Origin of the sequence: Pseudomonas azerbaijanoccidentalis (assembly GCF_019145495.1) — a bacterium.
Lineage (GTDB): Bacteria > Pseudomonadota > Gammaproteobacteria > Pseudomonadales > Pseudomonadaceae > Aquipseudomonas > Aquipseudomonas azerbaijanoccidentalis.
In genome coordinates, this window is record NZ_JAHSTU010000002.1 from 355,702 (window position 1) to 375,266 (window position 19,565).

The 19,565-nt window shown below is 58.6% G+C and carries 18 protein-coding genes; 15 read left to right on the forward strand and 3 right to left on the reverse strand.

Features of this window, described 5'->3' with window-relative positions; genetic code table 11:
* The first annotated feature begins 66 nt into the window (after window positions 1–66).
* From dapC to KVG88_RS08225, 4 genes are all read left to right on the forward strand, one after another.
* A complete protein-coding gene (gene dapC / locus KVG88_RS08210) occupies window positions 67–1,269 on the forward strand; it encodes a succinyldiaminopimelate transaminase (protein ID WP_217871045.1) in 1,203 nt (400 codons plus the stop codon).
* A gap of 164 nt (window positions 1,270–1,433) precedes the next feature.
* The gene (locus KVG88_RS08215) at window positions 1,434–2,186 is read left to right on the forward strand and encodes a zinc metalloprotease (protein ID WP_217871046.1); all 753 of its coding nucleotides are present in this window, start codon (window positions 1,434–1,436) and stop codon (window positions 2,184–2,186) included.
* A 101-nt stretch (window positions 2,187–2,287) separates the two neighbouring features.
* Window positions 2,288–3,028: a M12 family metallopeptidase gene (locus tag KVG88_RS08220; protein WP_217871047.1), complete on the forward strand. Its 741-nt coding sequence runs from the start codon at window positions 2,288–2,290 to the stop codon at window positions 3,026–3,028.
* 35 nt (window positions 3,029–3,063) lie between these two features.
* On the forward strand, window positions 3,064–3,864 hold the full coding sequence (locus KVG88_RS08225) for a zinc metalloprotease (protein WP_217871048.1): 801 nt from the start codon (window positions 3,064–3,066) through the stop codon (window positions 3,862–3,864).
* Between the two features lie 57 nt (window positions 3,865–3,921).
* Here KVG88_RS08225 and KVG88_RS08230 read toward each other — a convergent pair whose 3' ends face one another.
* Entirely contained in the window at window positions 3,922–5,553 is a 1,632-nt protein-coding gene (locus tag KVG88_RS08230) for a Na+/H+ antiporter (protein WP_217871049.1), read from the reverse strand.
* A gap of 220 nt (window positions 5,554–5,773) precedes the next feature.
* Between KVG88_RS08230 and KVG88_RS08235 the strand changes: the two genes are divergently transcribed.
* From KVG88_RS08235 to KVG88_RS08250, 4 genes are all read left to right on the forward strand, one after another.
* Window positions 5,774–6,136: an ArsC family reductase gene (locus tag KVG88_RS08235; protein WP_046816507.1), complete on the forward strand. Its 363-nt coding sequence runs from the start codon at window positions 5,774–5,776 to the stop codon at window positions 6,134–6,136.
* Between the two features lie 32 nt (window positions 6,137–6,168).
* On the forward strand, window positions 6,169–7,203 hold the full coding sequence (gene dapD / locus KVG88_RS08240; protein ID WP_217871050.1) for a 2,3,4,5-tetrahydropyridine-2,6-dicarboxylate N-succinyltransferase: 1,035 nt from the start codon (window positions 6,169–6,171) through the stop codon (window positions 7,201–7,203).
* 131 nt (window positions 7,204–7,334) lie between these two features.
* Window positions 7,335–8,540 carry an aminotransferase class V-fold PLP-dependent enzyme gene (locus KVG88_RS08245; protein ID WP_150704226.1) on the forward strand — a complete coding sequence of 402 codons (1,206 nt, stop codon included), beginning with the start codon at window positions 7,335–7,337 and terminating at the stop codon, window positions 8,538–8,540.
* On the forward strand, window positions 8,537–8,944 hold the full coding sequence (locus tag KVG88_RS08250) for a SufE family protein (RefSeq protein WP_150704225.1): 408 nt from the start codon (window positions 8,537–8,539) through the stop codon (window positions 8,942–8,944). Before KVG88_RS08245 ends, KVG88_RS08250 begins: the two co-directional genes overlap by 4 nt.
* A gap of 81 nt (window positions 8,945–9,025) precedes the next feature.
* Here the strand turns inward: KVG88_RS08250 and tcdA are convergent, their stop codons facing one another.
* Complete coding sequence (tcdA, locus tag KVG88_RS08255) at window positions 9,026–9,838, reverse strand: tRNA cyclic N6-threonylcarbamoyladenosine(37) synthase TcdA (RefSeq protein ID WP_150704224.1); 813 nt, start codon at window positions 9,836–9,838, stop codon at window positions 9,026–9,028.
* Window positions 9,839–10,102: 264 nt separating this feature from the next.
* Between tcdA and KVG88_RS08260 the strand changes: the two genes are divergently transcribed.
* The 4 genes from KVG88_RS08260 (at window position 10,103) to KVG88_RS08275 (ending at window position 15,308) form a co-directional block, all read left to right on the forward strand.
* On the forward strand, window positions 10,103–12,691 hold the full coding sequence (locus KVG88_RS08260; protein WP_217871051.1) for a glycosyltransferase: 2,589 nt from the start codon (window positions 10,103–10,105) through the stop codon (window positions 12,689–12,691).
* 203 nt (window positions 12,692–12,894) lie between these two features.
* The gene (gene dapE / locus KVG88_RS08265) at window positions 12,895–14,046 is read left to right on the forward strand and encodes a succinyl-diaminopimelate desuccinylase (RefSeq protein WP_150704222.1); all 1,152 of its coding nucleotides are present in this window, start codon (window positions 12,895–12,897) and stop codon (window positions 14,044–14,046) included.
* On the forward strand, window positions 14,046–14,855 hold the full coding sequence (locus KVG88_RS08270) for a putative RNA methyltransferase (protein ID WP_217871052.1): 810 nt from the start codon (window positions 14,046–14,048) through the stop codon (window positions 14,853–14,855). Before dapE ends, KVG88_RS08270 begins: the two co-directional genes overlap by 1 nt.
* Before the next feature lie 75 nt (window positions 14,856–14,930).
* Window positions 14,931–15,308, forward strand: coding sequence for a hypothetical protein (locus KVG88_RS08275; RefSeq protein ID WP_046041100.1), 378 nt, complete (start codon window positions 14,931–14,933; stop codon window positions 15,306–15,308).
* A 92-nt stretch (window positions 15,309–15,400) separates the two neighbouring features.
* Here KVG88_RS08275 and KVG88_RS08280 read toward each other — a convergent pair whose 3' ends face one another.
* Entirely contained in the window at window positions 15,401–15,610 is a 210-nt protein-coding gene (locus KVG88_RS08280; RefSeq protein WP_007954750.1) for a cold shock domain-containing protein, read from the reverse strand.
* 235 nt (window positions 15,611–15,845) lie between these two features.
* On the opposite strand from KVG88_RS08280, the gene plsB reads away from it, so the two are divergent.
* Genes plsB through KVG88_RS08295 form a run of 3 tightly spaced genes read left to right on the forward strand, consistent with a single transcriptional unit; the run spans window position 15,846 to window position 19,519 of the window.
* On the forward strand, window positions 15,846–18,350 hold the full coding sequence (gene plsB, locus KVG88_RS08285; protein WP_217871053.1) for a glycerol-3-phosphate 1-O-acyltransferase PlsB: 2,505 nt from the start codon (window positions 15,846–15,848) through the stop codon (window positions 18,348–18,350).
* Between the two features lie 53 nt (window positions 18,351–18,403).
* Window positions 18,404–18,802 (forward strand): YbaY family lipoprotein, encoded by a 399-nt coding sequence (locus tag KVG88_RS08290; protein ID WP_217871054.1) that lies wholly within the window; start codon window positions 18,404–18,406, stop codon window positions 18,800–18,802.
* Between the two features lie 27 nt (window positions 18,803–18,829).
* The gene (locus tag KVG88_RS08295; protein WP_150702056.1) at window positions 18,830–19,519 is read left to right on the forward strand and encodes a DUF4197 domain-containing protein; all 690 of its coding nucleotides are present in this window, start codon (window positions 18,830–18,832) and stop codon (window positions 19,517–19,519) included.
* The last annotated feature ends 46 nt before the right edge of the window (window positions 19,520–19,565 follow it).

Below are 19,565 nucleotides of genomic sequence, written 5' to 3' on the forward strand. Positions count from 1 at the left end.
TGATGCGATCGACCAGCAAGCCGGCTCCTACAGAGTGCAGGTCCTCACATTGAACGAGACACATCGATGAACAACGCTCTGTCCCAGCTCCAGCCCTACCCGTTCGAAAAGCTCCGCGCCCTGCTCGGCAGCGTTACACCCAACCCGGACAAACGCCCGATCGCCCTGTCGATCGGTGAACCGAAGCACCGCTCGCCAAGCTTCGTCGCCGAAGCCCTGGCCAGCAATCTGGAAAAAATGGCGGTGTACCCGACCACCCTCGGCATTCCGGAGCTGCGTCAAGCCATCGCCGCCTGGTGCGAGCGGCGTTTCGGCGTGCCGACCGGCTGGATCGACCCGGCGCGCAACGTGCTGCCGGTCAACGGCACCCGCGAAGCGTTGTTCGCTTTCACCCAGACCGTGGTCAATCGTGGCGATGACGCTCTGGTCGTCAGCCCGAACCCGTTCTACCAGATCTACGAAGGCGCAGCCTTCCTCGCCGGGGCCAAGCCGCATTACCTGCCATGCCTCGACGAAAATGGCTTCAATCCGGACTTCGACGCGGTCTCACCGGACATCTGGAAGCGCTGCCAGATCCTGTTCCTGTGCTCGCCCGGCAACCCGACCGGTGCGTTGATCCCGGTCGACACGCTGAAGAAGCTGATCGCCCTGGCTGACGAATACGACTTCGTGATCGCCGCCGACGAGTGCTACAGCGAACTTTACTTTGACGAACAAACCCCGCCAGCCGGCCTGCTCAGCGCCTGCGTGGAACTGGGTCGCAAAGACTTCAAGCGTTGCGTGGTGTTCCACAGCCTGTCCAAGCGTTCAAACCTGCCGGGCTTGCGTTCGGGCTTTGTGGCCGGCGATGCCGACATCCTCAAGGGCTTCCTGCTGTATCGCACGTACCACGGCTGCGCGATGCCGGTACAAACGCAATTGGCCAGCGTTGCCGCGTGGAACGACGAAGTACACGTGCGCGCCAACCGTGCGCTGTATCGCGAAAAGTATGACGCCGTACTGGAAATCCTCAGCCCGGTGATGGACGTCCAGCGGCCGGATGGCGGCTTTTATCTGTGGCCAAATGTGGCCGGTGATGATGCGGCTTTCTGCCGTGATCTGTTCGAACAAGAACATGTCACCGTGGTGCCAGGCTCTTACCTGTCGCGGGATGTCGATGGCGTTAACCCGGGGGCCGGGCGTGTGCGGATGGCGCTGGTTGCGCCGCTGGCGGAGTGTGTAGAGGCTGCCGAGCGCATTCGCGAGTTTATAAAGAACAGAAGCAACTAATCGCCATAGTTACTTGCACCGCGCAATGCGGTGCAAGTTATTCGACAAACCCAACCGACAAAAACCATTAACTTCAGCAATAAATCGAAACCCCTCACAACTGGACAATTACCCACAACTTTCAATACTTTGACGACTCATTAACAACACAAAAAATACAAAAAATGACCAGTCAATACTATTGCAAAACCATCGCAACAACCGACCCTGTCGACTCTTACTATGCCGCCAAAAACGAACGCGCCGACAATATCCCTGAAGCCAACAGCACAAGAACAAAACGCGGCATTGGCGAGCACACTAAATACTGGGCCCCAGGAAAGACCTTGAAAGTCCTTGTGTGCACTTACGACGAACATTCTTTTCAAGCAGTAAAAAATGCTGCGAATAAATGGTTGCCGTACGTAAACCTGAAATTTGATTTCTTCGAAATGGAGGAAGAGGATATTTATCAATCAGAAGAATTTCTCGGTGACATTCGAGTTGACTTCAATCCGTTATACGACGGAAGTGGCAGCTCAAAATTAGGCACCGACTCACTTACGGGAAGCCCACATCAGGCATCGATGGTACTGGGGACCGACTTTTCTTCTGATAGATTTGAATTTAGAGGTGTTCATGAGTTTGGACACGCTCTGGGATTGCAACATGAACACCAACATCCTGACGCTGGCATCCCATTCGACCGAGAAAAAACATACACCTACTTTGGCCATTTAGGTTTCACCAGGACGGATGTCGAAACCAATGTCTTTGCATTCGAGCGAGTACCTGGCCGAACCTATGAGCCGTACGACAGCCAATCCGTGATGCATTACTCCATTCCTGACTCAATCACCATGGGCGACTGGAGTCATGCAGGAAACACGCAAATCAGCGCTGGCGATATTGCGTTCATGCGAAAAATCTATCCATAAGCTATCGATTGACTGCTGTCTCTTCGACGCAGAGACAGCAGATAACCTTAAAAGTATAAAGCCTGGACGATAACAACAATATTTCGACAAGGAGACAGTCGATGCCCCACCAACACCCCTGCAAAACGATTATTCCTATTGACGAACAGACGTCTTACGAGGCCGCCTTCGACGAAAATCCGGACAACAGACAGACTGTTCATTCTGGCGGCCGAAACAAGCGCGGTGTCGCCACTCATTCAAAATTCTGGGCAAGCCACCGAACATTAAAAGTCGCTTTTATTGATCCACCGTCCCAAGCGCACCGTGAGGCTGCAATCAACGCTATCAAATTGTGGCAGCCCTCCATCAACCTCAAGCTGGCATTTGTCAGCGGTACCGCAGGCGACATTCGAATCACCATGGTTGCCCCGCTCAATTATTCAGCCGTGGGTACGGATGCCACATTACGTGCGCCCCATGAAAACACCATGAATATCGGCACCGACCTGAAACACCCTGGATTTGAATCGGCTGTGCTGCATGAATTTGGCCATGCTTTAGGGCTGGAACATGAGCACCAGCACCCGAAAGCCGACATCCCGTGGGACAAACCGTTTGTCTACCACTACTACCTCACAAGATTTAACTGGTCAAAAGAGGAAGTTGATCACAACTTATTCAACACACTGGAAACGCTCAATACACGCACAACGCCCTACGACAAAACATCGATCATGCACTACCCCATCGCGAATGAATTGACTATTGGTGACTGGAGCGTGGAGAAGAACCACAGCATCAGCCAGAATGATCGCCGACTGATGCGAAAAATCTATCCAAAATCTTTACCATCCGCGTGATACGCATCAATGTATAAAAAGACATGGACGTCCCTATGAAAAATGGAATTTGCACGATAGCCAGAAGCACCGACCCATTTGCCTCATACGAAGCTGCAATCAATGAACGAAGTGACAATGTTAAAAAAAGCACTTCCGCACGCACCAAGCGAAGTGTCGCAGTGCATACAACTTTCTGGGAGCCAGGTCGCACTCTGAAAATAGCGATGTACGACGAAGACCAGAAAACCATCGACAGAGTCAAAAGCATCGCGGGCCAGTGGTTAGAACATGCCAATCTAAGGTTTGAATTCGTTTCAGGAGCAATGGGAGACATCCGTATAAAGATCGCGCCAAGCGAAAGTCGTGTCTCCATCTCTCAACTCGGCACGGATGCACTGGCGCACCCTCCTGAAGAACCCACTATGACAATAGGTTTATCTTTAGAGGATATTGATTTTGAGTTTCATGTACTACATGAGTTTGGTCATGTACTCGGCCTCGACCATGAACATCAGCATCCGGACGCAGACATTCCTTGGGATCTGGACAAGGTCTATGCATGGTACAAAGAGTTTTATAACGTTGAGCGAGAGAGAGTTGACTCAGACGTATTGCCACTACCTCGCTATCCAGATTTCAGCTATGGAGAATATGACCCGTTATCAATCATGCATTACAACATCGATAGCAGAGTCACCTTAAACAACTGGAGCCATCCGGGAAATTATATACTGAGCGAGGGAGACAAAGCAGCAGCGCGCAAGCACTACCCTTACAACACAACATACCTACCCGACATACTGCTTGACTTATTTAACACTCTTAAATCGCCATTCACTGGCCGCTCCCGTTAACCATGCTAAAAAATCCGTCACTCAAAGCCGAGGGAAACGCTTGAAGTACCGCCCTCCTTATTTCACCGCCCCAAGCTTGGCCTCACTCAAATCCAGCTCTCCCAACACCTCACGCAATACGTCATCACCAATCTGGTGATGACGACTGAGGCTATACAACTCCAGGCGCTGCGCCCGCAGCGCCTTCAAACGCAAACGCCTTTCCAGCAAGTCCATCTGAAACGCCAAGGCCTGCGCCTCGGCGGAGTCGTTGAAAACCTCGAGCTGATGTCGGTACTCAGACATGATTCGGGCCTTGAGCTCAGCGGCCAGTGCGGACTGGGCGGCGTCCTGGGGGTTGACCTCTTCTGTCTCCAGCGCATGAATCGCCGCCTCGGCGGTCTTGCGCCAGGCATCGCGCACTTCATTGCGTCGCTTGTCATCCGGACTGGCTTCGATGCCACGCAGCAAAAGTGGCAGCGCGATGCACGCCGCAATCAACGAAAGCAAAATCACCCCGGCCGCGATGAAGATCAGCAAATCACGCTCGGGAAATGCTTCTGACCCCATAAGCATCGGCACCGACATCACACCCGCCAGCGTCACCGCCCCGCGAACGCCGCCGACGGTCAGCAACCAACAGGATCGCGCAGTCGGTACGCGGGTCACTTCACCTTTGCCGCGTAAGCGCCGCAGCAACACCGACAATCGCCAAATGCTCTGCACCCAGACAAACCGCAAGACCAGCAACACCAGGAAAATCGCCACGACATCGAGGCAGCGATAGAGCAAAGTCGGCCACAAAGACGCTTCGTGGCTGACCACCGCTTTGATGATGTCCGGCAATTGCAAGCCCAGCAGCAGGAAGATCAAGCCGTTGAAGGCGAATTCCAGCAACGACCAGACGCTGCGATTGAGCAGGCGGGTGTTGGTCTGGCGCGGCAACAGATCGAGCCAACTCTGCATCATCCCCGCCGCCACCGCCGAGAGAATCCCGGAGGCTCCCACCCGCTCGGCCAGCACGTAAGCGGCGAACGGCAACAGCAACATGAACACCACATGCGTCGCGGGGTCGTCCCAGCCGCGCGCGATCATCCATGCACGCAGCCGCCCGACGAGCCAGCTCAATGCAACACCGATCGCCAAGCCACCGACCGCCACCAGCACGAAGGTGACACTGGCGTTGGCCAGCGAAAACACGCCGGTCACCGCCGCGACCAGGGCGAACTTGAACGTCACCAGACCCGAGGCATCGTTCATCAACGCCTCGCCCTGCAGGATGTGCATCAACGGTGTCGGCAGCCGATTGCGGGCAATCGCCGAAACCGCCACCGCATCCGTTGGCGACAGCACGGCTCCCAAGGCAAACGCCACCGGCAGCGGCACACCGGGTATTAGCCAGTGAATGAAATAACCCGCGCCGACCACGGTAAACAGTACCAACCCCACGGCCAGCGTCAGGATGGGCCCACGTAAATGCCAGAACTCACGCTTGGGCATGCGCCAGCCGTCGGAGAACAACAGCGGCGGCAAGAACAGAAACAGGAACAATTCGGGATCGAGGGCCACGTGCAGCCCCAGGGTCGGCCAGGCCAGCAAGGCCCCGGCGGCGATCTGGACCAGTGGCAACGGCAGCGGAACCACCCGTCCGATCAGGCGTGAGACGCCGACCAGCATTAACAGGATCAGGACGGTGTAGGCGGTTTGCATAAAGCCAAAATCTCAGACAATCGACAGCGTTGAACTGCCATATTAGCTGCTTAGGATGCATTCGACCGTTGTACCAATGTCGCAGCCCCGCTTGTGGGAGCCCGCCTGCTGGCCCCCACAGGTTTTGCACTGGGAAATCGACCTCAAGCGCCGCGAAACCGTCTGGTCATGGCATAATCCGACACCTTTTTTCTTCAGCACCTGTAAAGGGGGCAATTCCTTGACCGTTTCAAGCAAAACGTTGCACCTTTTCGGCATCAAAGCCTGCGACACCATGAAAAAGGCGCGCACCTGGCTCGATGAACACGCTGTCAGCTATGACTTCCATGATTACAAAGCGGTCGGAATCGACCGTGAACACCTGACCCAATGGTGCAACGAGCACGGCTGGGAAGTGGTGCTGAACCGTGCAGGCACGACCTTTCGCAAGCTCGACGACGAACGCAAAGCCGATCTCGACCAGCCGAAAGCCATCGAACTGATGCTCGCACAACCTTCGATGATCAAGCGCCCGGTGCTCGATCTCGGTGACCGAACCCTGATTGGCTTCAAGCCAGATATCTACGCGGCCGCACTCAAGTAAGCAGCCCGTTTCAATTTGTTAGAGGTATCAACATGTCCACTACCCTGTTCAGCCTGGCCTTTGGTGTCGGCACTCAAAACCGTCAAGGCGCATGGCTGGAAGTGTTTTACGCGCAGCCACTGCTCAAACCGTCGGCCGAACTGGTCGCTGCCGTTGCACCAATCCTCGGTTACAGCGAAGGCAACCAGGCCATCACTTTCACCACCGCCCAGGCTGCACAACTGGCTGAAGCCGTGAAAGGCATCGACGCCGAGCAAGGCAAGCTGCTGACTCGCCTGGCCGAAAGCCACAAGCCGTTGGTCGCGACCCTGTTGGCCGAAGACGCTCAACTGTCGTCCACCCCTGAGGCGTACCTCAAGCTGCATCTGTTGTCCCACCGTCTGGTCAAGCCGCACGGCGTGAGCCTGGCCGGCATCTTCCCGCTGCTGCCAAACGTGGCGTGGACCAGCCAAGGTGCTGCTGACCTGAGCGAACTGGCGGAAATGCAACTGGAAGCGCGCCTGCGTGGCGAGCTGCTGGAAGTGTTCTCTGTGGACAAGTTCCCGAAAATGACCGACTACGTGGTGCCGGCCGGCGTGCGTATCGCTGACGCTGCACGTCTGCGCCTGGGCGCTTATGTAGGCGAAGGCACCACCGTGATGCACGAAGGCTTCATCAACTTCAACGCCGGCACCGAAGGCCCAGGCATGATCGAAGGCCGCGTTTCCGCTGGCGTATTCGTCGGCAAGGGTTCGGACCTGGGCGGCGGTTGCTCGACCATGGGCACCCTGTCGGGCGGCGGCAACATCGTGATCAAGGTGGGTGAAGGCTGCCTGATCGGCGCCAACGCCGGTATCGGTATCCCGCTGGGCGACCGCAACACCGTGGAATCGGGTCTGTACGTGACCGCCGGTACCAAAGTGGCGCTGCTGGACGAGAACAACAACCTGGTCAAAGTGGTCAAGGCCCGTGAATTGGCTGGCCAGACTGACCTGCTGTTCCGTCGCAATTCGGAAACCGGTGCTGTGGAATGCAAAACCCACAAATCGGCGATCGAACTGAACGAAGCGCTGCACGCTCACAACTAAGTGCCGCAGGCACCTGTGGGAGCGAGCCTGCTCGCGATGCTTTTTGGCGGCCTTACGGACGCTATCGCGAGCAGGCTCGCTCCCACAAGGTGTCGTGTACACCCCGCCCATGTTCACCAGGGCTCGATAGCATGATGATTCCCTCTCCCTGGCGCGCCGATTTTCCGGCCATCGCCGCCCTGCAACGGCAAGACCAGACCTATCTGGACAACGCCGCCACTACGCAAAAACCTCAAGCCCTGCTGGATGCCCTGACGCATTACTACGCCAACGGCACAGCCAACGTGCATCGGGCGCAACATTTGCCTGGCGCGCATGCCACCCAGGCGTTCGAGGACAGTCGACGTAAAGCCGCACAATGGCTCAATGCGGGCGACTGCGGGCAGATCATCTTCACCCACGGCGCGACTTCCGCGCTGAACCTCCTGGCCTATGGCCTGGAACACCTTTTCAATCCGGGCGATGAAATTGTCATCAGCGCTCTGGAGCATCACGCCAACCTGCTGCCGTGGCAGCAATTGGCGCACCGTCGCGACCTGAAACTGGTGATCCTGCCGCTGGATACCGACGGCGTGATCGACCTTGAAGCAGCCGCAGGCATGATTGGCACGCGCACACGTCTGCTGGCCGTCAGCCAATTGTCCAACGTGATTGGCGCCTGGCAGCCGTTACCCGAACTGCTGGCGATGGCCAAGGCGCACAACGCCCTGACCGTGATCGACGGCGCCCAAGGTGTGGTCCATGGCCGCCATGACGTGCAGGCACTGGGTTGCGACTTCTATGTATTTTCCAGCCACAAGCTCTACGGTCCCGATGGCCTCGGCGTATTGTTCGGCCGCAATGCAGCGCTGCAACAACTGCGGCCGTGGCAGTTCGGCGGTGAAATGGTGCTGGATGCCAATTACCACGACGCACGGTTTCGCCCGGCGCCTCTGGGTTTCGAGGCCGGGACGCCGCCCATCGCCAGTGTGATTGGTCTTGGCGCGACCCTGGACTATCTGGCCGGGCTCGATCAGGACGCGGTGTGCGCCCATGAGGCCGCCTTGCATGCCTACCTGCTCAAAGGTCTTGAGGCCCGCAACGGCATCCGTTTGCTGGGCAAGCCGCAACTGGCGCTGGCCAGTTTTACCGTCGAGGGTGTGCATAACTCGGACCTGGCGCATTTGCTGACCGAACAAGGGATCGCCGTGCGTGCCGGTCATCACTGCGCCATGCCGCTGCTCAAACGCTATGAATTGGCCGGGGCGATTCGGGTGTCGTTGGCGCTGTACAACGATTCCGAAGACCTTGAGCGGTTTTTTGAGGCGCTGGATCAAGCGCTGGAGTTGTTGCGATGAACTTGCCTGCCGATGCCGTCACCGCGCTCGAAACCTTCGAAGCTGCCGCTGGCTGGGAACAACGCGCGCGCTTGCTGATGCAATGGGGCGAACGCCTGCCCGCATTGAGCGATGCGCAAATGAGCGAGGCCAACCGCGTGCATGGCTGCGAAAGTCAGGTGTGGCTGGTGGGCGAATTGCGCGATGGCCATTGGCAATTCAGTGCCAACAGCGATGCACGGTTGATTCGTGGATTGGTGGCGTTGTTGCTGGCACGGGTTAACGGATTGTCGGCTGTTGAGCTACAGCAGGTGGATTTAGCGGACTGGTTCAATCAGTTGGGATTGGGCCGGCAGTTGTCGCAATCGCGCAGTAATGGCCTCAATGCAGTGCTCCAGCGGATGCGGAGCCTAAGCGACGCGTAGGAGCTGCCGAAGGCAGCGATCTTTTGATCTTTAGCGTTCAACACTGGCACCGAATCAAAAGATCGCAGCCTTCGGCAGTTCCTACGGTTTAACCCGTTCTGCCGGCCGCCGCACACCCGCCACAATCTTATCCACAGCCTTGGTCGCCGCGACCATGCCGAACGTCGCCGTCACCATCATCACCGCGCCAAACCCACCGGCGCAGTCGAGCTTCACGCCATCACCGACAAAACTTTTCTGCAGGCAAATGCTGCCGTCCGGTTTTGGGTAGCGCAGTTGCTCGGTGGAAAACACGCAAGGCACGCTGTAATGACGGGTCACCGTGCGTGAAAAACCGTAGTCGCGACGCAACGTGGAGCGCACTTTCGAGGCCAAGGGATCGTTGAACGTGCGGTTCAGGTCGCAGACCTGGATCAGTGTCGGGTCGATCTGCCCGCCCGCGCCGCCCGTGGTGATGATCTGGATCTTGCGGCGCTTGCACCAGGCGATCAGCGCGGCTTTCGCATTCACGCTGTCGATGCAGTCGATCACGCAGTCGATGTTCGGCGTGATGTATTCGGCCATAGTGTCGCGGGTGACGAAGTCCGGCACTGCATGCACGTTGCAGTCCGGATTGATGCCGCGCAGGCGCTCGGCCATCACTTCGACCTTGGGTTTGCCGACGGTGCTGTCCAGTGCGTGCAACTGGCGGTTGGCGTTGCTGACACAAACGTCGTCGAGGTCGAACAACGAAATCTCGCCTACACCGCACCGGGCCATGGCTTCCGCCGCCCAGGAACCCACGCCACCGACGCCAACGATCGCCACGTGGGCAGCCTTCAAGCGCTCAAGGCCTTCGATGCCATACAAACGGGCGATGCCTGCAAACCGCGGATCTTCTGTACTCATGACCATTACCCTAAAAACCGGCGCGCATTATAGGGCCGTCGGCGGCCAAGAGCATCATTGCGCTATGAACGGGCATCTTCCACGAAAACGACATCGAACGAAGATTTGCCTGACGCGCTCTAACGAAAGAACTTAAACCGACTTGGGTTGCCCAACGTCCGGCATTTCCCTGTGCGCTGTACGTTCAGAGAACCGCCAGTGTAGGATGCGCGCCCCTTGGCGATCGCCAATGTTCTTACTGTTCCACAGCCTTTGGAACCCGAAATAACTATGTCATCGCGTAAATTTGGACTCAACCTGGTGGTGGTGCTCGCCATCGCTGCCTTGTTTACCGGCTTCTGGGCGCTGATCAATCGCCCGGTCACGGCTCCCAACTGGCCTGAGCAGATCTCCGGATTCTCGTATTCGCCGTTCCAGCAGGGCCAGTTCCCACAAAAAGAACAGTACCCGACCGACGATCAGATGCGTCGCGACCTTGAGATCATGAGCAAGTTGACGGACAACATCCGTACTTACTCGGTCGACGGCACATTGGAGAACATCCCCAAGCTGGCGGAAGAGTTCGGCCTGCGGGTAACGCTGGGGATCTGGATCAGCCCTGACCAGGAACGGAACGAGCGGGAAATCACCCGCGCCATCGAAATCGCCAACTCCTCGCGCAGTGTGGTTCGCGTGGTGGTCGGTAACGAGGCGATCTTCCGTAAGGAAATCACTGCCCAGGAACTGAGCGTCTTGCTGGACCGCGTTCGTGCCGCCGTGAAAGTGCCGGTGACCACCTCCGAACAATGGCACGTCTGGGAAGAACACCCGGAACTGGCCAAGCACGTCGACCTGATCGCCGCGCACGTTCTGCCCTACTGGGAATTCATTCCGGTGGACAAGGCCGGTCAGTTCGTCCTCGACCGTGCCCGAGACCTGAAAAAGATGTTCCCGAAAAAACCGCTGCTGCTGTCCGAGGTGGGCTGGCCAAGCAACGGTCGCATGCGCGGTGGTGCCGATGCATCGCCGGCCGATCAGGCGATTTACTTGCGCACTCTGGTCAACAAGCTCAACCGCCAAGGCTTCAACTACTTCGTGATCGAAGCGTTTGACCAGCCATGGAAAGCCAGCGACGAAGGTTCGGTGGGCGCCTATTGGGGCGTGTTCAACGCCGCGCGTCAGCAGAAATTCAACTTCGAAGGCCCGGTCGTGGCGATTCCGCAATGGCGCGTGCTGGCCATCGGTTCGGTGGTATTGGCGCTGCTGTCGCTGACCCTGCTGATGATCGACGGCTCGGCCCTGCGTCAGCGCGGCCGCACCTTCCTGACCTTCATCGCGTTCCTGTGCGGTTCGGTGCTGGTGTGGATCGGCTACGACTACAGCCAGCAATACAGCACCTGGTTCAGTCTGACGGTCGGATTCTTGCTCGCCCTCGGTGCGCTCGGGGTGTTCATCGTGTTGCTCACCGAAGCCCATGAACTGGCCGAAGCCGTGTGGGTGCACAAACGCCGTCGTGAATTCTTGCCGGTGGTGGGCGATTCCACGTACCGCCCGAAAGTCTCGATCCACGTGCCCTGCTACAACGAGCCGCCGGAGATGGTCAAACAGACCCTCAACGCCCTGGCCAACCTCGACTATCCGGACTTCGAAGTCCTGATCATCGACAACAACACCAAAGACCCGGCGGTCTGGGAACCGGTGCGCGACTACTGCAAAACCCTTGGCCCGCGCTTCAAGTTTTTCCATGTCGCGCCATTGGCAGGCTTCAAGGGCGGCGCGCTGAACTACCTTATTCCGCACACCGCCAAGGACGCCGAAGTGATTGCCGTGATCGACTCCGATTACTGTGTTCACCCGAACTGGCTCAAACACATGGTGCCGCACTTCGCCGACCCGAAAATCGCCGTGGTGCAATCGCCGCAGGATTATCGCGACCAGAACGAAAGCACTTTCAAGAAGCTCTGCTACGCAGAGTACAAAGGCTTCTTCCACATCGGCATGGTCACCCGCAACGACCGTGACGCGATCATCCAGCACGGCACCATGACCATGACCCGTCGCTCGGTGCTTGAAGAACTGGGCTGGGCCGACTGGTGCATTTGTGAAGACGCCGAACTGGGTCTGCGCGTGTTCGAAAAAGGTTTGTCGGCTGCGTATTACCACGACAGCTATGGCAAGGGTCTGATGCCCGATACCTTCATCGACTTCAAGAAGCAGCGTTTCCGCTGGGCCTACGGTGCGATTCAGATCATCAAGCGTCACACCGCCAGCCTGCTGCGTGGCAAGGACACCGAACTGACTCGTGGCCAGCGTTATCACTTCCTCGCGGGCTGGTTGCCGTGGGTGGCCGATGGCATGAACATCTTCTTCACCGTCGGCGCGCTACTGTGGTCGGCAGCGATGATCATCGTGCCGCAACGGGTCGATCCGCCACTGCTGATTTTTGCGATCCCGCCGTTGGCGCTGTTCGTGTTCAAGGTCGGCAAGATCATCTTCCTCTACCGTCGCGCCGTCGGCGTGAACCTGAAGGATGCGTTCTGCGCGGCGCTGGCCGGGTTGGCGTTGTCGCACACCATCGCCAAAGCGGTGCTGTACGGTTTCTTCACCAGCAGCATTCCGTTCTTCCGCACGCCGAAGAATGCCGATAACCACGGCTTCTGGGTGGCAATTTCGGAAGCCCGGGAAGAGATGTTCATCATGCTGTTGCTGTGGGGCGCGGCGCTGGGGATCTTCCTGGTGCAGGGCCTGCCGAGCAACGACATGCGTTTCTGGGTGACCATGCTGCTGGTGCAATCGCTGCCGTACGTCGCAGCGCTGATCATGGCGTTCCTGTCGTCGCTGCCAAAACCTGCGGCCAAACCTGAGCCTGCAACAGCATAATCGGTAACGGTTAACGTCAAACGGCGGCCTTCGGGCCGCCGTTTTGCTTTAGAATGACCGCCTTTTTCAATGCCAACAAACTCGGTAGGAGCTGCCGCAGGCTGCGATCTTTTGATCTTGCTGTAGATTTCATGAAACAAAATCAAAAGATCGCAGCCTGCGGCAGCTCCTACAGGTTTACCGTGCGCACCCGGAGTTATTACATGACGGCCCACGCCGACCTTTCGCCGACCCTTCAACTCGCCATCGACCTGATCCGCCGTCCGTCCGTGACGCCGGTCGACGCCGATTGCCAGAAGCAGATGATGCAACGCCTGGGCGATGCCGGTTTTGCACTGGAGCCAATGCGCATCGAGGATGTGGATAACTTCTGGGCCACCCACGGCAAACACGACGGCCCGGTGCTGTGCTTCGCCGGTCACACCGACGTGGTGCCGACCGGTCCGGTAACCGCTTGGCAGATCGACCCGTTCAACGCGGTGATCGACGAACACGGCATGCTCTGTGGCCGTGGCGCAGCGGACATGAAAGGCAGCCTCGCCTCGATGACCGTGGCCGCCGAGCGCTTTGTCGCCGACTACCCGGATCACAAGGGCAAAATCGCGTTCCTGATCACCAGCGACGAAGAAGGCCCGGCACACCACGGCACCAAGGCTGTGGTTGAGCGTCTGGCCGCGCGCAACGAGCGACTGGACTGGTGCATCGTCGGCGAACCATCGAGCACCACGCTGGTGGGCGACGTGGTCAAGAACGGCCGTCGCGGCTCCCTCGGCGCCAAACTGACCGTGCGCGGCGTGCAAGGTCACGTGGCCTACCCGCACCTGGCGAAGAACCCGATCCACCTCGCCGCCCCGGCCCTGGCCGAACTGGCCGCCGAGCACTGGGACCACGGCAACGATTTCTTCCCGCCGACCAGCTTCCAGATCTCCAACGTCAACTCCGGCACCGGTGCAACTAACGTCATCCCGGGCGATCTGGTGGCGGTGTTCAACTTCCGCTTCTCCACCGAATCCACCGTTGAAGGCCTGCAAAAGCGCGTTGCCGACATCCTCGACAAGCATGGCCTGGACTGGCACGTCGACTGGGCATTGTCCGGCCTGCCGTTCCTCACCGAGCCGGGCGCACTGCTCGACGCGGTGTCGTCGAGCATCAAGGACATCACCGGTCGCGAAACCAAAGCGTCCACCAGCGGTGGCACCTCCGATGGCCGCTTCATCGCGACCATGGGCACGCAAGTGGTTGAGCTGGGGCCGGTCAACGCGACCATCCACCAGGTCAACGAGCGTGTACTGGCAGCCGACCTCGACGTGCTGACCGAAATTTACTACCAGACCATGATCAAGTTGCTCGCCTGATGCTTGCCTGCCCGATCTGCAGCGAACCGCTGAGCGCGGTGGACAACGGCGTGGGCTGCCCCGCCGGGCACCGTTTCGACCGTGCGCGCCAGGGTTACCTGAACCTGTTGCCGGTGCAGCACAAGAACAGCCGCGACCCTGGGGATAACCAGGCAATGGTCGAAGCCCGCCGTGACTTCTTGAATGCCGGCCACTATGCGCCGGTGGCAAAGCGCCTGGCGGAATTGGCCGCGCGTTATGCGCCGCAACGCTGGCTCGACATCGGTTGTGGCGAGGGTTACTACACCGCGCAGATCGCAGATGCCTTGCCGGAAGCCGATGGCTACGCCCTGGACATTTCCCGGGAAGCGGTCAAACGCGCCTGCAAACGCAATCCGCAACTGACCTGGTTGATCGCCAGCATGGCCCGCGTGCCGCTGGCTTCCGGCAGTTGCCAGTTCCTGGCGAGCGTTTTCAGCCCGCTGGACTGGGACGAGGCCAAGCGCCTGCTCAGCGTCGGCGGCGGCTTGATGAAAGTCGGTCCGACCAGTGGCCACTTGATGGAACTGCGCGAGCGGCTGTATGACGAAGTTCGCGAGTACATTGACGACAAGCATCTGGACCTGGTTCCGGAAGGCATGACGCTGGCGCACAGCGAGACGCTGACGTTCAAACTGACACTGGACAAACCGCAAGACCGCGCCAACCTGCTGGCCATGACGCCCCACGGCTGGCGTGCCAGTGCCGAGCGTCGTGCAGCGGTGATCGAGCAGGCCGAGCCGTTCGAGACCACCGTGTCGATGCGCTACGATTATTTCGTTCTTCAATAACTTTTGGTTCCGGGCGAATGCCCGGTGCCGGCTAAATCCGCGAATGGATTTTTCAGACACGCAGTGAGGACATCCATGCGCCAACCCGATATCGAGATTTACCTGAAGGACGCCGACGTCGACCACAAAGCCATTTCCGCATGGCTTGGTGCGGCATTGGGTCCGTGCACCGACTGGGTCCAGAAAGGCCAGACCTACAAGTGCAAGGCGGGCAACGTTCCGGTGACCTGGTTACCGAAAGCCGTAGGAAAGTGGAACAGCCTGTACCTGGAAAGCGACCAGACCCCGTGGGACGACGACATCGCCTGCGCCCGCGCCGCGTTTGCCGCGCTGAACGTTGAAGTGCGTTGTGCGCCGGGTACCTGGGTCGAGGAAGAAGGCGAAGAGACGGCGGATCGCTGGATTCGTATCAGCGCCGATGGTGAAGAAGAAATCACCTGGAAAACCGCATAAAAGCAAAAAGATCGCAGCCTGCGGCGGCTCCTACAAGGTTATGTGTACACCTGTAGGAGCTGCCGCAGGCTGCGATCTTTTGATCTTGAAGGTTACAGACCTACAACATCCTCAGCCTGCAACCCCTTCTGCCCTTCCACCACCGCGTACTCAACCTGCTGACCCTCGGTCAGCGAACGGTGGCCCTCACCGCGTATCGCGCGGTAATGCACAAACACATCCACCCCGTCTTCGCGCTGAATGAAGCCGTAGCCCTTGGCGTCGTTGAACCACTTCACATTGCCGGTTTCACGTGTTGCCATTTGTTCATACTCCCTTTTTATTATTGATCGGGCTTTTCGCAGGAAAGCCTCGGGAACGTCAGCCTGCACATACCGGCCCCATGAGGGCGACGGCCACAGAGCGCCGAGTATATGTCAGGCGTTAAAACTCTCAACAGAGTTTACTTGCGGGCTTTTTTGCCGATTTTCGGCGAATCCGGCACACTATCGGCGCCCCAAGCAATTGCTTGGTTTTACTCACTCACGCAGAAGCCGTATGACCCGCTCCCCGTTCCGCCGTCTTGTGTTTGGCACCTTGCGCCGACTGTTGTACCTCTGGGTTCGCTCCGAGACGATCAACCAGTCGTCGTTCACCCTCAACCTCGACCGCAGTCGTCCGGTGTTCTACGTCCTGCAAAACCCCTCGCTGACCGACCTCGCCGTGGTCGACACCGAGTGCAGCAAGGCCGGCCTGCCGCGCCCGGTACTGCCGGTGTCCGTGGGTAATCTGCTGGAACCCGCTGCGTTCTTCTACCTGACTCCCGACCCGGACTGGCTCGGCCGCCAGGACAAACGCGGCGCTCCGCCGACACTGACCCGCCTGGTCAGCGCCTTGAGCCAGAACGCCGCCGAAGATGCGCAGATCATTCCGGTCAGCGTGTTCTGGGGCCAGTCGCCGGACAGCGAAAATAGCCCGTGGAAACTCCTCTTCGCTGATAGCTGGGCCGTCACCGGCCGTCTGCGTCGCTTGCTGAGCATCATCGTCCTGGGACGCAAGACCCGCGTGCAGTTCTCCGCGCCGATCCACCTGCGCGAGCTGATCGAACACAACAAGGGCCACGAGCGCACCGTGCGCATGGCCCAGCGCATCCTGCGGGTGCACTTTCGCAACCTGAAGGCCGCGGTGATCGGCCCGGACATTTCCCACCGCCGCAACCTGGTCAAAGGCCTGCTCAACCAGCCACAGGTCAAACAAGCGATCCTCGACGAAGCCGAGCGCGAGAACATCTCGCCGGAAAAAGCCAAGGCCCAGGCCCTGCGCTATGGCAACGAGATCGCTTCGGACTACACCTACACTGCGATCCGTTTTATGGAAGTGGTGCTGAGCTGGTTCTGGAACAAGATCTACGACGGCATCAAGGTCAACCACATCGAAGGCGTGCAGAAGGTCGCTCAGGGTCACGAAGTGATCTACGTGCCATGCCATCGCAGCCACATCGATTACCTGCTGCTGTCCTATCTGCTGTTCCGTAACGGCCTGACCCCACCGCACATCGCCGCTGGCATAAACCTGAACATGCCGGTGATCGGCGGCCTGCTGCGTCGTGGCGGTGCCTTCTTCATGCGCCGCACGTTCAAGGGCAACCCGCTGTACACCTCGGTGTTCAACGAATACCTGCACACCCTGTTTACCAAAGGTTTTCCGGTGGAGTACTTCGTCGAAGGTGGCCGTTCGCGCACCGGGCGCATGCTGCAACCGAAGACCGGGATGCTGGCGATCACCCTGCGTAGCTTCCTGCGTTCGTCGCGCATGCCGATCGTGTTCGTGCCGGTTTACATCGGTTACGAGCGCGTGCTGGAAGGCCGGACCTACCTCGGCGAATTGCGCGGTGCGGCGAAGAAGAAAGAGTCGATCTTCGATATTTTCAAAGTCATCGGCGCGCTCAAGCAGCGTTTCGGTCAGGTGGCGGTAAACTTCGGCGAGCCGATCAAACTGGCGGAATTCCTCGACAGTGAGCAGCCGGACTGGCGCGAACAGGAACTCGGCCCGCAGTTCAAACCGGCCTGGCTCAACGAAACCACTAACCGTCTCGGCGAAAAGGTCGCGCAGCATCTGAACGAAGCAGCGGCAATCAACCCGGTCAACCTCGTCGCGCTGGCGCTGCTGTCTACCAGCCGTCTGGCTCTGGATGATCGCGCCATGGCACGCGTGCTCGACCTGTATCTGGCGCTACTGCGCAAAGTCCCGTATTCGCCGCACACCACCTTGCCGGAAGGCGATGGCCGCACGTTGATCGAACACGTGAAGGACATGGATCTGCTGTCCGAGCAGAGCGATGCCCTGGGCAAGATTCTGTATCTGGACGAACAGAACGCCGTCCTGATGACCTACTACCGCAACAACGTTTTGCACATCTTCGCCCTGCCGGCGCTGCTGGCGAGTTTCTTCCAGAGCGCCTCGCGCATGAGCCGCGAACAAATCCTGCGCTACACCCGCGCGCTGTATCCGTACCTGCAAGCCGAGTTGTTCGTTCGCTGGTCGCTGGATGAACTGGATGCGGTGATCGATCAATGGCTGGAAGCCTTCGTCGAACAAGGCCTGTTGCGTTTCGAAAACGACGTGTACCTGCGCCCGGCACCGAGCTCGCGGCATTTCGTGCTGTTGACGCTGCTGTCGAAAAGCATCGCCCAGACCTTGCAGCGCTTCTACATGACCGTATCCCTATTGCTCAACAGCGGCCAGAACAGCATCAGCGCCGAAGAGCTGGAAGACCTGTGCACGGTCATGGCCCAGCGCCTGTCGATCCTGCACGGCCTCAACGCCCCGGAATTCTTCGACAAGAGCCTGTTCCGTCACTTCATCCAGACCCTGCTCGACCTCGACGTGCTCAAGCGCGATGAAGCGGGCAAGCTCAGCTATCACGAACTGCTCGGCGAACTGGCCGAAGGTGCAGCCAAACGGGTTTTGCCGGCGGATATTCGCCTGTCGATCCGTCAGGTGGCGGTGCATCGCAGTGAAGACGCCGCCGATCAACCCGAACCACCGACCCAGACCGTCTAAATTGATCAGGGCACCCGTCGTTTAGGGGTGCCCCTCGATACGGAGATCTTCCGATGAAAAAACTGTCCCTCATTGCCGCTGCGGTGCTGCTCACAGCCTGCCAGCATCCGACACCAGCACCCAAGGCTTCCCTCGACGGCGAAGTCTTTTACCTGCAACGCATCGCGCTGCCACCGAACGCGGTGCTTAGCGTCAGCCTGCAAGACATCTCGCTGGCCGATGCCCCGGCGAAGGTCATCGACGAACAGCGAGGCACCGTCAAAGGTCAGGTACCCTTGGCGTTTCATCTGAGCTACGACCCGTTAAAGGTCGAGCCCAACCACCGTTACTCGGTCAGTGCCCGCATTGAAGTCGACGGTCAGTTGATGTTCATCACCACCGAAAATCATGCCGTGCGACTGGACGGTTCCGATCCACAGCCAGTGAAGGTCCGTGTCGACCCGGCCCGCTGAGTGTCTTTTTCGATAAAGGAAGTTGCCATGTTCCGCCCTACCCTACGCGTCGCCGGCCTGTGTGCAGGTTTGATGATTTCCGCCAGCGCCCTAGCGCTGTCCCTCAGCGACCTGTCACAAAAAGACGCCACCGGCGGGCTCAAGGACGCTTTGACCCAAGGCGCACAACTGGCCGTGAAACAACTTGGCACCCCGGGTGGTTTCAGCAACAACCCGGATGTGAAAATCGAACTGCCGGGCAAGTTGGGCAAAGTCGCCAGCAAAATGAAACAGTTCGGCATGGGTGACCAGGTCGATCAACTGGAAACCAGCATGAACAAAGCCGCGGAAACCGCCGTGACCCAGGCCCAGCCGATCCTCGTGGATGCGGTGAAGAAAATGTCCGTAGAAGATGCCAAGGGCATCCTCAGCGGCGGCAACGATTCGGCGACCCAGTACTTGAACAAAACCAGCCGTGAACAGATCCGCGCCAAGTTCCTGCCGATCGTCAAACAAGCCACCGATCAGGTCGGGTTGGCCAAGCAATACAACACGTTTGCCGGTCAGGCAGCGACCATGGGCGTGGTCGATGCGAAGAACGCCAACGTCGAAAACTACGTGACTGAACAGGCGTTGAATGGCTTGTTCGAAATGATCGGTAAACAGGAAGAAACCATCCGCCAGAACCCGGCGGCTGCGGCGACCAGTTTGGCGAAGAAGGTGTTTGGCACGCTCTGATCACAACACAAAACCTGTAGGAATGAGCCCGCTCGCGATTGCGGTG

Bases quoted from the DNA above. Each gene is read 5' to 3' on its own strand.
- KVG88_RS08220 (WP_217871047.1), top strand. From the start codon at position 2,288: ATGCCCCACCAACACCCCTGCAAAACGATTATTCCTATTGACGAACAG.
- KVG88_RS08280 (WP_007954750.1), bottom strand. From the start codon at position 15,610: ATGGCAACACGTGAAACCGGCAATGTGAAGTGGTTCAACGACGCCAAG.
- KVG88_RS08295 (WP_150702056.1), top strand. From the start codon at position 18,830: ATGTTCCGCCCTACCCTACGCGTCGCCGGCCTGTGTGCAGGTTTGATG.
- KVG88_RS08250 (WP_150704225.1), top strand. From the start codon at position 8,537: ATGAACTTGCCTGCCGATGCCGTCACCGCGCTCGAAACCTTCGAAGCT.
- dapE (WP_150704222.1), top strand. From the start codon at position 12,895: ATGACGGCCCACGCCGACCTTTCGCCGACCCTTCAACTCGCCATCGAC.
- KVG88_RS08215 (WP_217871046.1), top strand. From the start codon at position 1,434: ATGACCAGTCAATACTATTGCAAAACCATCGCAACAACCGACCCTGTC.
- KVG88_RS08270 (WP_217871052.1), top strand. From the start codon at position 14,046: ATGCTTGCCTGCCCGATCTGCAGCGAACCGCTGAGCGCGGTGGACAAC.
- dapD (WP_217871050.1), top strand. From the start codon at position 6,169: ATGTCCACTACCCTGTTCAGCCTGGCCTTTGGTGTCGGCACTCAAAAC.
- plsB (WP_217871053.1), top strand. From the start codon at position 15,846: ATGACCCGCTCCCCGTTCCGCCGTCTTGTGTTTGGCACCTTGCGCCGA.
- KVG88_RS08245 (WP_150704226.1), top strand. From the start codon at position 7,335: ATGATGATTCCCTCTCCCTGGCGCGCCGATTTTCCGGCCATCGCCGCC.
- dapC (WP_217871045.1), top strand. From the start codon at position 67: ATGAACAACGCTCTGTCCCAGCTCCAGCCCTACCCGTTCGAAAAGCTC.
- KVG88_RS08225 (WP_217871048.1), top strand. From the start codon at position 3,064: ATGAAAAATGGAATTTGCACGATAGCCAGAAGCACCGACCCATTTGCC.
- KVG88_RS08230 (WP_217871049.1), bottom strand. From the start codon at position 5,553: ATGCAAACCGCCTACACCGTCCTGATCCTGTTAATGCTGGTCGGCGTC.
- KVG88_RS08275 (WP_046041100.1), top strand. From the start codon at position 14,931: ATGCGCCAACCCGATATCGAGATTTACCTGAAGGACGCCGACGTCGAC.
- tcdA (WP_150704224.1), bottom strand. From the start codon at position 9,838: ATGGTCATGAGTACAGAAGATCCGCGGTTTGCAGGCATCGCCCGTTTG.
- KVG88_RS08260 (WP_217871051.1), top strand. From the start codon at position 10,103: ATGTCATCGCGTAAATTTGGACTCAACCTGGTGGTGGTGCTCGCCATC.
- KVG88_RS08290 (WP_217871054.1), top strand. From the start codon at position 18,404: ATGAAAAAACTGTCCCTCATTGCCGCTGCGGTGCTGCTCACAGCCTGC.